This is a genomic window from Bacillus salacetis, assembly GCF_049177075.1.
GTDB classification, from domain to species: domain Bacteria; phylum Bacillota; class Bacilli; order Bacillales; family Bacillaceae_B; genus Rossellomorea; species Rossellomorea salacetis_A.
Genome location: NZ_CP185377.1, coordinates 1,642,305 through 1,657,254 on the forward strand (window position 1 = coordinate 1,642,305; position 14,950 = coordinate 1,657,254).

Sequence of the window (14,950 nt, forward strand, 5' to 3'; positions counted from 1 at the left end):
GAGAGCTGATGGCTGGTGGGAATCAGTGTCGGTCTGTGCTGAATGGGCTTTAGAGCATCCAGGCTGAAACAATAGGCCGGCGGAGAGTTCCACCGATAAAAGGAATAGAAGAGCTTCAATCAGCTCTTTTTTAAGATTGCCCTTATTAAAGGGTAAATGAAGGTGGCACCGCGGGGTTTCTCGTCCTTTTCGGATGGGGGGCCCCTTTTTATTTTTTAGGGGGAATTTTCATGGAAAAACCAACAGTATTAACAGGGATAAAACCGACAGGACATCCCCATCTCGGAAATTATATCGGCGCGATTAAACCGGCTCTTGAGATGGCAGAGGACAGCAGCTCACAAGGAATTTATTTTATAGCGGATTATCATGCATTGAATTCAGTGCAGGACCCGCAAAAATATAAAGAATATACGTATGAAATTGCCGCCGCATGGCTTTCTCTTGGATTGGATCCCGAAAAAGTGGTTTTCTATAGACAATCAGATGTACCTGAAATCCTTGAGCTCCATTGGATTCTATCCTGCTTGACACCAAAAGGCCTGATGAACAGGGCACATGCCTATAAAGCCAAGGTAGAGGAAAATAATCAGGAAGGGAATGATCCGGATGCGGGAGTCAATATGGGATTATTTACGTATCCGATTCTGATGGCAGCAGATATCCTGTTGTTTAACTCTAATAAAGTTCCTGTAGGAAAAGATCAGGTACAGCATGTGGAGATAGCGAGAGATATAGCTGAAAATTTCAACCGTACCTTCGGTGATGCAATCAAGCTTCCAGAGTATGTAATAGAGGAAGAAACGGCAGTCATTCCTGGTCTGGATGGAAGAAAGATGAGTAAAAGCTATGGAAATACCATCCCGCTGTTCGCTGAAGAGAAAGCCCTGAAAAAGCTTGTCAACAAAATAGTCACTGATTCAACACCGCCAGAGGAGCCAAAAGATGTTAAAGGTTCATCCTTGTTTACTCTTTATAAGGAGTTTGCGACCAAAGAGGAAATGGAAGCGATGAGGGAAAAATACGAGATTGGCATAGGCTGGGGACAAGTGAAGAAAGAAGTGTTTGAAGTGATGAACAGGGAACTTAGTGAACCACGACGTAAATACTACGATTTTCTGAACAATAAAGAAGAAATTGACAAAATCCTTGCGAAAGGTGCTGAACAAGCAAGGCAAACGGCGGCAGCACAACTAAAGCGAATCAAAGAAATGATCGGCTGCTGAGAGGGGGAACTATATGGAACTTCAGTTCTACAGTGAAAAATTCAAAGAGGATCTGTATGCATTCTCGCTTGTGAATGAACAGCATCAATTCACGGCTTTACCTGAAGAAGCATTACAGATTATTGATGAAAATAGATTTCCTGTTGTTATCACTCTTAACGAGAAAGCCGTTGGATTTTTTGTGCTTCATCAAGGGGAAGCAATCAGGGATTATACGACAAACCCAAATGCTCTGCTGTTGAGAGCCTTTTCCATTAATCAAATTCACCAAGGCAAGGGATATGCAAAAGAGGCAATGAAACTGCTTTCCGATTTCATCAGAAAACATTTTCCTGGTACAGATGAAGTTGTCCTTGCTGTAAACGAAAGAAATATAGCAGCGAGAACATTATATTTGAGAACGGGTTTTGAAGACCAAGGTAACAAATTGATGGGTAGAAAAGGCTGGCAGTCGATTTTGACTTATTCGCTAAAAGGCAATGGAAAGTATTTGTCTAAATAACAAGCTGAAAACAGACCAACTCGATCTGGTCTGTTTTTTTTGTTCAAATTGAATTCTACTTCCCCTTCTTAGCCAGCGATTCCTCTGCCATCTTAATCATTTCTTTGACCATGTTTCCACCGATTTTTCCACCGACTTTTCCAGCTTCCCTCGAACTCAATTCCCCGTTATATCTATTACTTAACGGAACTCCCTGCTCTTTTGCAGCTTCAAATTTTACTGCAGAAGGATCTTTTTGATGAAATAAGTTGGCTTTCATTGTATTCAAACCATTCCTTGCCCCGGGAACGAGCAGCTTATTTTTACTCATATCAATCATCCTTTCGCTTATTATTATTATGGGAAGAAGGAAAAAATATATCAGAAAAATGTTGTAATTTAACTTTAATAGTGTAAAATTACACTTAGAAAAGGATGGGAATTTTGGTAAATGAGGGGTGGAAGTAGTGAGGAAGTTGAACATTGAACGAAGTATGTCCAGAAAAATTGGTGTCCTGATCTTATTTCTTCTCAGTTACAGTCTCCTGTTTGTTACTTTGATTCAGGAACCAGAGACAAAAAACTCAAAAACAGTGAGTGATATAGGTGGATTGATGCCGACCAAAATAGAAAAGGTTATGAAGGGGAAAGAAGAACAAGGGATTGTTGATACGGTGGAAAAAGCCGTTGGGGATAATTTGAAAGTTTCAATAGCTGGAAAAATGCACAGCCAGGGAGGTCACACCTATTATCCCGGAAGTGTCGTACTGGATATGACCACTTATAATAAAGTACTGGACTTGGATATCGATAAGAAGACCATCCGGGTTCAAAGCGGTGCAACCTGGGCAGATGTGCAAGAAGCAGCCAATCCTCATGGCCTGGCTGTTAAAGTAATGCAGTCGCAAAATATATTCACAATTGGCGGTTCGCTCTCAGTCAATGTTCATGGGAGGGATATAAGGCATGGTTCATTAATTGAAACAGTCAACTCTTTCCGATTATTAAAACATGATGGAGAGATTATCAATGTTTCAAGGAATGAAAATGAAGAATATTTCCCTTTGGTCATCGGCGGATACGGGTTATTTGGAGTCATCCTTGATGTGGAACTGCAACTGACAGAAGATGAGCTCTATGAAATGAAAACAACTCATCTAACGTATGATGAATACAGCGAATTTTTTGAAAAAGAGGTAAAAGGGAACCCGGATGTCAAAATGCACCTTGCCCGAATTTCCACTGCACCAGATACTTTCCTAAAGGATATGTATGTTACAGATTATGTCCATTCAGATAGTGAAGGAACAGAAAAATATAAGGATCTCAAAGGGGAAAAAGGAACTTTCATTTCAAAGTTCATGCTTGGAGTCTCCAGGAATTCTGATTGGGGAAAGGATATATTCTGGGACATGCAAAAGACTTATTTCACTGGAAAAGATGGAGATTTCGTTACCAGGAATAATGCAATGAGATCGGAATCAAAGTTTATGGAATATGAAAGCAGTAAAGATACGGATGTCCTGCAAGAGTATTTCGTTCCTGTGGAAAGATTCACAGAGTATATAGATGACTTGAGGGATGTATTGGAAGAAGAAGAATTGAATCTGATCAATGTCACAATCCGGTATGTTGAAGAAAACGAGGATGCTGTCTTGTCTTATTCCAAGGAGGATATGTTTGCATTGGTTCTTTTGATCAATCAGGACAAATCAATTGAAGGAAAAGCAGACACAGAAAGGATTATCAGGAAAATGGTAGATGTAACGTTGAAGCATCAAGGAAGCTACTACCTGCCATATTACTCTTATCCAACAAAGGAACAAATGCGCAAAGCTTATCCAAGAACAGAAGAATTTTTCGAGAGCAAAAGAAGACTCGATCCAAATAAAGTGTTCATGAATCATTTTTATGAGGTGTATGGAGAATGAGATATTTTATACTTTCGCAAAGTTTTGCCACGATGGCCAGTTCTGTATCGTTTCCTTTTTATTTACTCTTCATTAAGAATATAGGCTCAAACTTTTCCAGTTTCGGCTTTGCTTACGGATTATTCACATTAAGTTCCGCGCTATTTCACCGTTGGATTGGGTCGGTTTCAGATAAGGTCGGAAGCCGCAACTTCCTTATAGGATACGCCTGGGGAATGGCTTTTATCTTCTTGCTGATTCCTGTAGTGGAGACACTCATTGGGGTTTACATTCTGCAAGTGATTTTGGGTTTTTTGGGAGCTGTTCAAAAAACATGTGAAAAGACCATGGCAGGTGAAGTGTTCCAGGGGAAGGACGCTGGACGGAAAATCGGTAAATACCACTTCTGGACATCTCTATTTGCTGCCTTTGCAGTATTTGCCACGGGTGTACTGATTGACTTCTTTACCATTTCGTTCATCTTCTACATTGGATCGTTCTTATTCGCAGGAAGCGGCATAGCGCTGCTTTTCTTTGAACAGAAGAATGGCGGCAATCCGGTAAAGGAAGACCTTTCGGCATAATAACGGAAACCGAAAAATATTCTAAGTCCTATTAGAAGAGTTAAGTGATCATTGAATTGAAATTGAAGTACTTACAGAAAGGCAAGCTCCTTTGACCAGGACTGTAAACTATGTCTGATTGGAGCGGAAGGTGCTCGATCTCCTGCGGGACTAGCGTGACAGGTGAGACCCCGCAGGGGAACCCGAGGAGGCTCACCGCACGCCCCGCGGAGTCGGGTACCTGAAGCGGAAATCATAACAAAAACTCTATTCAAAATATATGTATAAAAAAGATACACTTGGTTATACTCTTCTGATATGTAACTATTGAATTCTTATGGTACGATAATATGTAAACTTATCCTTTTACATAGAAAGCAGTGAATCGTTTGAAACAGAAAGAGAAACTCGTCGTACTTATAGGCCCTACTGCTGTTGGGAAAACAGCGGCAAGCATCCATTTGGCGCAAAAATTCAATGGGGAAATCATCAGCGGGGACTCCATGCAGATTTACAAAACAATGGATATCGGTACAGCCAAAATAAGTGAAGAAGAGATGAAAGGTGTTCCCCACCACCTGATTGATATTAGGGAACCGGAAGAGAATTTTTCTGCAGCAGAATTTCAAGAGCTGGTCAGAGGAAAAATTTCAGAAATCCACAGCCGCGGGAAGCTGCCGATGATCGTCGGCGGCACTGGTTTATACATTCAATCTGTCATTTACGATTATCAATTCACAGATGCTCCAGGAGATGAAGCATACCGAAACGGACTGGAAAAGGAAGCCGAAAAGCTCGGAAACGAAGAGATACATAGAAGGCTTGAACAGATTGATCCCAAAGCTGCTTTCAATATCCATCCAAATAATATCCGGAGAGTCATCAGGGCGTTGGAAATTTATCACTGTACCGGGAAGACGATGACAGAGTATCAACAAAATCAGCATAACGAACTACTGTATGATGTGGCACTTGTCGGATTGACCATGGACAGGGATGTATTATACAGCAGGATCGATTTGAGGGTTGACTTGATGATGAAAGAGGGCCTTCTGGAAGAAGTGAAATCCTTATATGACCAGGGATTAAAGGAAGCCCAGTCCATACAGGCAATCGGCTATAAAGAAATCTATGAATTTCTCGACGGTAAAGTGACCTTGGAAGATGCAGTGGAAAATCTGAAGCAGAACTCGCGGCGATACGCTAAACGTCAGTTGACCTGGTTCCGTAATAAAATGGATGTCGAGTGGTTTGACATGACAAATACAAGGGAAAATAACAAAAAAATTGAAGAGATATCGGATTTTGTTGCAGGAAAGCTAGGGTTATGGTCGAATAGTTAAGATAGAGATAGAAGAGGAGGACTTAACATGAAACAGGCAATTAATATTCAAGATCAATTTCTTAACCAGTTACGAAAAGACAACACGCAAGTCACTGTATTCTTATTGAACGGTTTCCAAATCCGCGGTCTTGTCAAAGGTTTTGATAACTTTACCGTACTGTTTGAGTCAGAAGGAAAGCAGCAGATGGTCTATAAGCATGCAATTTCAACCTTCTCCCCACAGCGAAACGTTCAAATTAATTATGATGAAAACCAATAATTCAATTTAAGTGATAAAACACATCGGGTTTCCGGTGTGTTTTTTGTCGTTTAATCCGCTTGCTTCCTTTTACAAAAACCAGAATCCTTTTTATAAAGGACTTTACATAATATATTTATCGTCAAGAATGACAACGAAAATTATACTTATCTCATACCAGGCATACATTAGTTTTATGCCGGGCTTATGGAACCTGCCTCAATACAAAATAGTGATAATGAATTCATAACAACATGAATAGGATGATAAGAGAGTTTTTCTAAAGGTATATGGGCATTTGTCACCGTTAAAAACCTCCAGACGTATACTGTATAGAATGGTGAGGTGAAGATATGGAACAACCGATGAGAATGAAGAATAATGGACAAATTAGCATCGTATTAAATTCACATAAACGAAACCCGATTCGGGAGTTGAAAAAAGCGGAAGAGCCCGTCAAAGTCATTCCTCAGGAACACGCAGCACTGAAAGAAATTGAATCAGAGCTGGCCACCTTAGTGGGTATGGAAGATATGAAAAAAATGGTGAAAGAAATATATGCGTGGATATATGTGAATAAAAAGAGGGAAGAAGCGGGTCTCAAAGCAGGTAAGCAGGCATTGCACATGATGTTTAAAGGGAACCCCGGAACTGGAAAAACTACGGTCGCCAGGTTAATAGGTAAGTTATTTCATAAAATGAATGTACTTTCCAAAGGCCATCTGATTGAAGCAGAAAGAGCAGACCTGGTTGGTGAATATATCGGACATACCGCACAGAAGACAAGGGACCTGATTAAGAAAGCGATGGGCGGTATTCTCTTTGTCGATGAGGCATATTCGCTTGGCCGTGGAGGAGAAAAGGACTTCGGAAAAGAGGCTATCGACACGCTTGTAAAACATATGGAAGATAAGCAGCATGATTTCATACTTATCCTTGCGGGATATTCCCGGGAAATGGATCAATTCCTGACGTTGAATCCGGGACTTCATTCGCGCTTTCCGCTTGTGTTTCAATTTCAGGACTATTCCGTCGAACAGCTTATGGAGATTGGCCGGAGAATGCTGACGGATAAAGAATATCAGTTAAGTACCGATGCAGAGAGGAAAATGAGGGATCACCTTCTACAAATAAAAACAGCCATCAGCCCTGCGGCTTTCTCGAATGGAAGATATGTCAGGAACGTGATTGAAAAATCCATTCGTTCCCAGGCGATGCGGCTGCTTATGCACAATTCCTATGACCGTCATGAATTGTTAACCATCCGAAGCAATGATTTGATTTTCCCATCAAATGAAGATTAAGAAGCTCACAGCCAGTTCCGGATGTAAAATCCGGGCTGGCTGTTGTTTGTTCAGCCGTTGATTTACAGTCTGCACTTCTTGAATTTCAAGTGGCGCACATAAACAGATTGCCTTAGTTTTAATATAATTCGGTTTTTAAATATTGAATCATGTTTATCCCTTTTTCCGTCAACTCCGTGCCTTTTCTGCCCTTGTATATTCTTATGCAGTCCAGCTCTTCGAGTTCTTTCATCCTGGTTCTGATTTGTTGAAGGGAAAGGGGGTGGGGGCTACCAGCAAGCTTTTCTTTTAATTTCTGCCTGCTGGCATTTTGATTCTGGTTGAGAAGTACTTCCATAGCCATCAACAATGCCAGGTATTCCTTTCCTCTTAACGGCGGGATACTATCCGAGTCCTGAACGTGTGCCTCCTGTTGATGGAAAGATTCTGACTTTGGAAGATCGTGTACCGTCAACGTGCTGCTTTCAGAAACAGCAAGCATATAAAGGATCGTGTTTTTCAGCTCACGGATATTCCCTTTCCATTCAGCATTTTCCAAAGTGTGCTGAAGTTCTGGTGATAAGGTCTTTTGGGTACCCGATTCTTGCAGGATAAACGTCTCAGCCAGCAGGCGGATGTCTTCCTTGCGCTCCTTGAGATTTGGGAGATTCAAATTCAGCACTTTTAATCTATGATAAAGGTCTTCCCTGAAGGTTCCATCAGCAACGAGTTCGGCCAGGTTTTTATTCGTTGCTGAAATGATCCTGACGTCTACGGAAATATTTTTGGTTCCTCCGATCCGCCTGACTTCCATTTCTTCCAGTACCCTTAGAAGCCTGGCCTGCAGTTTCAGATTGATATCACCGATTTCATCAAGAAAAAGAGTGCCTCCGTCTGCCTGCTCAAACACACCTTTTTTGCCGCCCTTCACTGCGCCTGTAAAGGCGCCCTCTTCATATCCGAATAATTCACTTTCAAGCAGATCATCCGGCAGTGCACCGCAATTGATCGCCAGGAAGGGTTCATGTTTCCTGGATGATTCATTATGGATGGCAGAAGAAAACAACTCTTTCCCTGTTCCGGTTTCTCCATGGATCAATATTGGGAGTCCGCTTCTGGCAAGTTTTGCAGCAATCGCTTTCGTCTCCTTTATTATGGTAGAAGAACCGAGAATGCTCGAGAAGGTATACTTGGCAATGTAGCCCTTCTTTTGCAGTTCCTGCTTACGGACCTTTTCCATTTCCAGGGTTTCATCCAAATCTTTAAAGGTAGCCACAGTGATGGCTTCATCGTTCATCCTAAAACGAAAGACCATGACATCCCTCTGCCGTAACGTAAGAAAGACCTGGGCTTCTGTTTCTTCAGAATAAAGGAACTTGGTCAGTTCAATATTCTTAAACACCTGTGAAAGTTTTTTGCCTTTAGCGAAGTTAGCAGAAATTCCAAGCATTTTTTCAAGGACTTCATTAAAGACGGTGATTTCTCCATTCTCCTGAAATGCCAGTATCCCGTCGTTCACTCCGTCTACTACTCTGTTCAGAAATTTATTAAGAGTCCTGGCCTGCATATGGACATGGGACAATTTCTGGCTAAGATCGATGATTTTCTTAGTATACCGGTTGGTGATATCGATACTCAGTTCATCAGATAAACGAAAGTGGCTGATGATTTTCATGATGGTATTCAAATCAATGAGCCTTACCCCGATATCAATTTTGGTGTTGATTCTTTCAGGTATCAAATGGTTTTCACCTGGAGAAATTGCAACATCAATTTCAGGGGGAATACTTTCGCTTTCACTGGAAAAGGGAATATAGTCTACATGGTTGATTCCAAGACCCTTCAGTGTGGCGATCGCCTCATCTGCTGTTCTCATGAAGTCATTTACATATAAAACCTTCTGGCCTGGAGATAATTCAAAGATACGGTCTATAAACTCATAGTTGACCGTTCTGGTGGAAACGATGATGGTGCATGTTGAAAAATCTATATGTTTCTCGACTTCTTCCTCTATTAATGAGGAAGAATACAAAATGAGGTCATTTTCAAACCGGTCAGGCAGCCCCTCATCAATTGCATAGCCTTCTAATTGAATGAGCTTTCCAAAAATAGAGGATAACTGATTCACCAATGCTTTCTCTGTTTCTTTTGTTCCGGCAATGACAATTAACTTACGCATTTATGTACACCCCTTTAAATGGTTTATGTTTGTTGTTTTGAGTTGTAATTGGTTAACCTGTTCTATTAGTTTAACACAATTTTATTAGTATTTTCTGATTATTTTTATTGGCACGATTCTTGCATCTATGTAAGCGAGAACAAATTGAGGGGGAGGAAGAAATGAGTAAAGAACAAAAAGCATGGAAGGTGCCGCATACATTCATAATTGTATTTTTTGTAGTAATATTGGCAGCCTTGCTGACCTACATGGTGCCAAAAGGGCAATTTGAAACACAGGAAATAACTTATATGAAAGACGGAGAAGAGCAGACGAAAACGGTTCTTGATTCGAATTCTTTCAGTTATGTGACAGATGATGACGGGAATCTTGTCAGGGAAGGAACTAGTTTATTTGAACCTGGCGGTGGTGCAGGTTTCTTAAATTATGTCTTTGAAGGACTTGTATCTGGAGATAAATGGGGGTCAGCTGTTGGTGTTATTGCCTTTATTCTTATCATTGGCGGAGCATTCGGAATCATCATGAGGACAAGGGCGATTGAAGAAGGGATATTGAAAGTGATTGACCGGACAAAAGGCAAAGAAGTTTTAATTATCCCTATTATGTTCTTCCTATTTTCATTAGGTGGGGCTGTATTCGGAATGGGTGAAGAAGCCATAGCGTTTGCGATGATTCTGATTCCGATCATGGTTGCAATTGGTTATGATGCCATCACAGGAATCATGATTACTTACGTAGCGACACAAATAGGATTTGCCACCTCGTGGATGAACCCGTTCGGAGTTGCGATCGCCCAAGGGGTTTCCGGAGTTCCGGTTCTTTCCGGGGCGCCATTCCGTATTGTTATGTGGGTTGTTTTCACGGCTTTCGGAATTTTTTATACTTGGAAGTATGCTCAGAGTATCAAGAAAGATCCAAAGAGAAGTGCTTCTTATGAAACAGACAGTTATTTTCGGAAAGAGGGAAGGGTACAAGATCTGAATGCTTCCTTTACGATTGGTCATATGCTTGTGATTGGTGCAGTGGCGGTAGGAATCGGCTGGATTATTTGGGGAGTCATTGAACATGCCTACTATATCCCTGAGATTGCAAGTCAGTTCTTTACCATCGGCTTAGTTGCAGGTGTTATCGGAGTATTGTTCAAATTGAATGGCATGACTTGGAACGACTTAGCAGAAGGATTTATTGAAGGGGCCAAAGATTTGCTTCCGGCAGCACTTGTAGTCGGTATGGCGAAGGGTATTGTCATCATTCTTGGCGGAGACAGCCCGGATGCACCTTCTGTCCTCAATACGGTTTTATATGGAGCCGGTCAGGTTGTAGGGGATTTCCCTGAAGCTATTTCAGCGTGGAGCATGTATCTGTTTCAATCCATCTTCAACTTTTTCGTTGTATCCGGTTCAGGCCAGGCAGCACTGACGATGCCATTGATGGCCCCGCTTGCCGATATTGCCGGTGTAACGCGGCAGGTAGCCGTTCTTGCGTTTCAGCTGGGAGATGGATTGACGAACATCTTTGTTCCGACTTCTGCCGCCTTGATGGGGACTTTGGGAGCTGCCCGTGTTGATTGGGGTGTTTGGGCGAAATTTATTATTAAATTTATGCTGATTCTCTTTCTATTGTCGTCGATTTTTGTTATAACAGCTGTATTTATGGGATATTAGAGATAGATAAATAGGCTCAGGAGGGAGAATTGATTCCTCCTGAGAAGGAAGTGCTTTACTGAAAGGAGCTTACATCATGTTGGTACTAATACGTAATGGAGAAGTCTATGCTCCAGATTACTTAGGCAGGAAAGATTTATTGATCATCGATGAGAAAATAGGTTTCATAGAAGACCGGATAGATATACCGGAAGGATTTTTTGCAGAGAGAATAAAGGTCATTGATGCAGAGGGGAAAGTAATTCTTCCCGGGTTCATTGATTCCCATGTCCATATACTTGGCGGAGGAGGTGAGGGTGGCTACAAAACCCGGACCCCGGAAATCAAGCTGACTGACGCGACATTATCAGGAATCACAACGCTGGTCGGTGTAATCGGGACGGATGGCACGACGAGAACGATGGCAAGCCTGGTTGCAAAAGCGCGCGGACTTGATGAAGAGGGGATCACCTGCTATGTACAGACTGGTTCCTATCAAGTGCCAGTCAGAACGTTGACTGGAAAAATTGAGGATGACATTCTTCTTGTAGATAAAATCATCGGTACAGGTGAGATTGCGATTAGCGATCATCGTTCTTCACAGCCGACAGCTGAAGAATTTGCGCGGATTGCATCCCAGTCTAGGGTCGGCGGCATATTATCCGGCAAATCAGGAGTGGTGAATGTGCACCTGGGAGACAGCCGTGACTGCTTAAAATTAATTTATGAGGTCATTGAAAATACAGATATCCCGATTAAGCAATTTTATCCGACACATATTAACCGCAACCCTTATTTATTCGAAGAAGGAATCAATTTCGCCCTTAAGGGGGGATATGTTGATTTCACTACAAGTACCATCCCTCAGTTCCTTGAAGACGGTGAAGTGGAGTGTGGAAAAGGATTGAAGCGTATGCTTGATGAAGGGGTGCCTGTTGAAAATATTACCTTTACTTCAGATGGACAGGGAAGCTTGCCGGAATTTAATAAAGAAGGAGAGTTTAAAGGCCTTAAGGTGGCACAGGTATCGAGTTTGTTCAATGCTGTCAGGGATGCTGTCCTTGAAGAGGGAATACCCCTGGAGACAGCCATCAAGGTCATCACCTCAAACCCAGCCAGAATACTGAAACTTCACCAGAAGGGCTCGATCACGGTAGGGAAAGATGCAGACGCGGTAATTGTTGATAAAGAGACTCTTGCAGTTCATACCGTTGTTGCAAGAGGGAAAGTGATGGTTGAAAAAGGACAAGCTGTAATAAAAGGAACATTCGAGTAAAGATAATATGGAAAAGAAAAAAACTTGGACAAATCTTGTTCGAGTTTTTTTCTTTTCCAGCAGTTTGGCGGCCGATTGTCTCTATCGATTTCGCTAATAATAAATATTAATATCTGAAAATTATAAAAACTGTCGATAAATAGAAGAATTTTCTTCTGAACAGGACAGCTTGTTTTACAAATTTCGTAGATTACCTGTGCTAGGGTAGTAGCAAGGGAAGTTCTTAAAGTATGAGTAGACACTTTGACAATTATATTCTGGATTAGATGTTACAGAATGTAAGATGTTTTGAGCAGGTGTACGAGTTAAAATGAAGCAAATCCCATGAATATACAGATGAATAGCCAAGCTTGCAGAAAAGCGCTGAAAGTATAGCTATATATTTGTAAGCGCTTTCTATAATAAGACTTTTAAGGGGGAATTGAAATGTCAGATGTGGTTAAGATCGGCCTGATCCAGGCTTCGCATGATGTGGATGGAAACGAGCCAGTTGAGGTTCATAAAGAGCAGGCCATCAAAAAACATATTGAACTGGTAAAGGATGCGGCCAAGAAGGGAGCGCAAATCATTTGTCTCCAGGAAATTTTTTATGGCCCTTATTTTTGCTCTGAACAGAATCCTAAATGGTACGATTCCGCGGAGGAAATCCCAAATGGACCAACCACGAAGAGATTTCAAGATTTGGCGAAAGAGTTGAACGTAGTCATTGTCCTGCCGATTTATGAAAGGGAAGGGATTGCTACATATTACAATACGGCCGCGGTCATTGATGCCGATGGTTCTTATCTTGGAAAATACCGAAAACAGCATATTCCACATGTCGGCGTAGGGGATAAAGGATATGGATTCTGGGAGAAATATTACTTTAAACCAGGAAACCTTGGATATCCAGTCTTTGATACGGCATATGCCAAAGTGGGCGTCTACATTTGTTATGACCGCCATTTTCCTGAGGGCGCACGCCTATTGGGCTTGAAAGGGGCAGAAATAGTCTTTAACCCTTCTGCCACGGTTGCCGGCCTTTCCGAGTATTTATGGAAACTGGAACAACCGGCCCACGCTGTGGCGAATGGCTACTATTTAGGAGCGATAAACCGAGTGGGATATGAAGGTCCGTGGAATATGGGTGAATTTTACGGCCAGTCATACCTGGTGGATCCACGGGGAGGTTTCGTGTCAATCGGAAGCCGGGCCAGTGATGAAGTAATCATAGGTGAAATGAATAAGAAGATGATTCGGGAGGTGCGGGATACATGGCAGTTCTACCGTGACCGCAGGCCAGAAACGTACAATGAAATGACTGCACTGCTTCCTTAATATTGATAGAATGGCTGACAATTATATGCTGCATATGACAGTGATAACTGTCAGCCATGAACGCTTGGCGAAGCGTTTTTACTAGAGAGTGGATTAATATGTTGATCAAAGCGGAAGAGGGGGAAGCCGGTTTGTCTAATAGTTTATCTTTACTTAATCTCGAGAAAAACTTCCTGGAAGCCCATGGGGGGTTATCCAGCAGGGAAGCGGTGGAAGAAGCGAATCGATGTCTGTATTGCTATGATGCTCCTTGCATCCAGGCATGCCCGACTGGAATCGATATACCATCATTTATTAAGAAAATTGCTTCTGGAAATTTGAAGGGATCGGCCAAAACTATTATGCTCTCAAACCCTGTGGGAGCCAGCTGCTCACGGGTTTGTCCGACTGAAGAGTTGTGTGAGGGTGCGTGTGTTCTCAATCATTCTACTAAACCTATAATGATTGGTGATTTGCAGCGTTATGCAACAGACTGGGCAAGGCATAATGATGAGGTTCTTTTTGAAGCAGGGGAACCGAACGGGAAGACAGTCGGAGTCATCGGCGGTGGTCCGGCAGGTTTATCCGCTGCCAGGGAACTTGCCAGGTTCGGTTATGATGTCACGATTTATGAAGCTGAAGGAGAAGCAGGAGGCCTTAACACGTATGGAATCGTATCCTTCCGCCTGCCTCAGTCTGTGTCTTTTTGGGAAGTTGACCAAGTTAAGAAACTCAACGTTGAAATCAAAACGAATACAAGAGTCGGACGGGATGTTTCCGCTGAAGAATTGATCAACAGGCATGATTTCATTATCCTGGCAGCCGGTATGGCGCATGTTCCGGATCTTAGGATTGACGGTGAGGACTTAGAAGGCGTGCATGATGCAATTGAGTTTGTAAAAGCAACAAAGAGCGGAGAACTTTCAAAGGATTATCTCGGCAAGAATGTAGTGGTCATCGGAGCTGGCAATACAGCGATTGATGGTGCTACGTGCTCAGTCCGCTTAGGTGCCGGGAATGTAAAGATCCTTTATCGCCGGACTCAAGAAGAAATGACTGCTTATGACTTTGAGTATGAGTTCGCTAAGCAGGATGGAGTGGAATTCCGCTGGCTCACCTCTCCAAAAAGAATCATCGGCAATGAGGAAGGAAAGGTGACAGGGATTGAATGCGTGAGGATGGAATTGGGAGAGCCTGGTGATGATGGGCGAAGAAAGCCGGTTCCTGTACCTGGATCTGAATTTATTTTACCGGCCGATGCCGTTATTAAAGCCATCGGCCAGACAAGGCATCAATCATTGATTGAACAATTCGGCCTGGAACATAAGGATGGAGTCGTGCAGGTGAACCGGAAAACGTTCCAGACATCAAATCCTAAAATCTTTGCATGCGGAGACATTGTTTTTGGCAAGGGCGTTGGTGAAGCGATGGTGGTAACCGCGGCAGAACAAGGGAAACAGGCAGCTCATCACTTGAATCACCTGCTGGTGAAAGTCAACTGAATAAACGT

General features: G+C 42.3%; 13 protein-coding genes and 1 other annotated feature (1 of these 14 running past the window's edge). Of the genes, 11 read left to right on the top strand and 2 right to left on the bottom strand.

The window, feature by feature from the left end:
- Positions 1–191 (top strand) — a binding site (T-box leader); it begins 43 nt to the left of the window's first position.
- 39 nt (positions 192–230) lie between these two features.
- Entirely contained in the window at positions 231–1,226 is a 996-nt protein-coding gene (locus ACOJQI_RS08260) for a tryptophan--tRNA ligase (protein WP_421384733.1), read from the top strand.
- A 13-nt stretch (positions 1,227–1,239) separates the two neighbouring features.
- The gene (locus ACOJQI_RS08265) at positions 1,240–1,728 is read left to right on the top strand and encodes a GNAT family N-acetyltransferase (protein ID WP_421384735.1); all 489 of its coding nucleotides are present in this window, start codon (positions 1,240–1,242) and stop codon (positions 1,726–1,728) included.
- Positions 1,729–1,783: 55 nt separating this feature from the next.
- Here the strand turns inward: ACOJQI_RS08265 and ACOJQI_RS08270 are convergent, their stop codons facing one another.
- A complete protein-coding gene (locus ACOJQI_RS08270; protein ID WP_421384737.1) occupies positions 1,784–2,038 on the bottom strand; it encodes a small, acid-soluble spore protein, alpha/beta type in 255 nt (84 codons plus the stop codon).
- Positions 2,039–2,201: 163 nt separating this feature from the next.
- Here ACOJQI_RS08270 and ACOJQI_RS08275 point away from each other — a divergent pair, with 163 nt between their 5' ends.
- From ACOJQI_RS08275 to spoVK, 5 genes are all read left to right on the top strand, one after another.
- Complete coding sequence (locus ACOJQI_RS08275; protein ID WP_421385426.1) at positions 2,202–3,638, top strand: FAD-binding protein; 1,437 nt, start codon at positions 2,202–2,204, stop codon at positions 3,636–3,638.
- Complete coding sequence (locus tag ACOJQI_RS08280; protein ID WP_421384739.1) at positions 3,635–4,201, top strand: MFS transporter; 567 nt, start codon at positions 3,635–3,637, stop codon at positions 4,199–4,201. The genes ACOJQI_RS08275 and ACOJQI_RS08280 overlap by 4 nt, the downstream gene beginning before the upstream one ends.
- Before the next feature lie 368 nt (positions 4,202–4,569).
- Positions 4,570–5,523: a tRNA (adenosine(37)-N6)-dimethylallyltransferase MiaA gene (miaA, locus tag ACOJQI_RS08285; protein ID WP_421384741.1), complete on the top strand. Its 954-nt coding sequence runs from the start codon at positions 4,570–4,572 to the stop codon at positions 5,521–5,523.
- Between the two features lie 27 nt (positions 5,524–5,550).
- Complete coding sequence (hfq, locus tag ACOJQI_RS08290) at positions 5,551–5,784, top strand: RNA chaperone Hfq (RefSeq protein WP_421384743.1); 234 nt, start codon at positions 5,551–5,553, stop codon at positions 5,782–5,784.
- Positions 5,785–6,116: 332 nt separating this feature from the next.
- Complete coding sequence (spoVK, locus tag ACOJQI_RS08295) at positions 6,117–7,067, top strand: stage V sporulation protein K (RefSeq protein WP_421384745.1); 951 nt, start codon at positions 6,117–6,119, stop codon at positions 7,065–7,067.
- A gap of 118 nt (positions 7,068–7,185) precedes the next feature.
- Here spoVK and ACOJQI_RS08300 read toward each other — a convergent pair whose 3' ends face one another.
- Complete coding sequence (locus tag ACOJQI_RS08300; protein WP_421384746.1) at positions 7,186–9,225, bottom strand: sigma-54 interaction domain-containing protein; 2,040 nt, start codon at positions 9,223–9,225, stop codon at positions 7,186–7,188.
- A gap of 161 nt (positions 9,226–9,386) precedes the next feature.
- Between ACOJQI_RS08300 and yfcC the strand changes: the two genes are divergently transcribed.
- The 4 genes from yfcC to ACOJQI_RS08320 all read left to right on the top strand — a co-directional run bounded on the left by yfcC (position 9,387) and on the right by ACOJQI_RS08320 (position 14,942).
- Positions 9,387–10,889: a putative basic amino acid antiporter YfcC gene (gene yfcC / locus ACOJQI_RS08305; protein WP_421384748.1), complete on the top strand. Its 1,503-nt coding sequence runs from the start codon at positions 9,387–9,389 to the stop codon at positions 10,887–10,889.
- 76 nt (positions 10,890–10,965) lie between these two features.
- Positions 10,966–12,144: a beta-aspartyl-peptidase gene (gene iadA / locus ACOJQI_RS08310; RefSeq protein ID WP_421384750.1), complete on the top strand. Its 1,179-nt coding sequence runs from the start codon at positions 10,966–10,968 to the stop codon at positions 12,142–12,144.
- 426 nt (positions 12,145–12,570) lie between these two features.
- Entirely contained in the window at positions 12,571–13,461 is an 891-nt protein-coding gene (locus ACOJQI_RS08315) for a nitrilase-related carbon-nitrogen hydrolase (protein ID WP_421384752.1), read from the top strand.
- 98 nt (positions 13,462–13,559) lie between these two features.
- Entirely contained in the window at positions 13,560–14,942 is a 1,383-nt protein-coding gene (locus tag ACOJQI_RS08320) for an NAD(P)-dependent oxidoreductase (RefSeq protein ID WP_421384754.1), read from the top strand.
- Positions 14,943–14,950 lie beyond the last annotated feature (8 nt).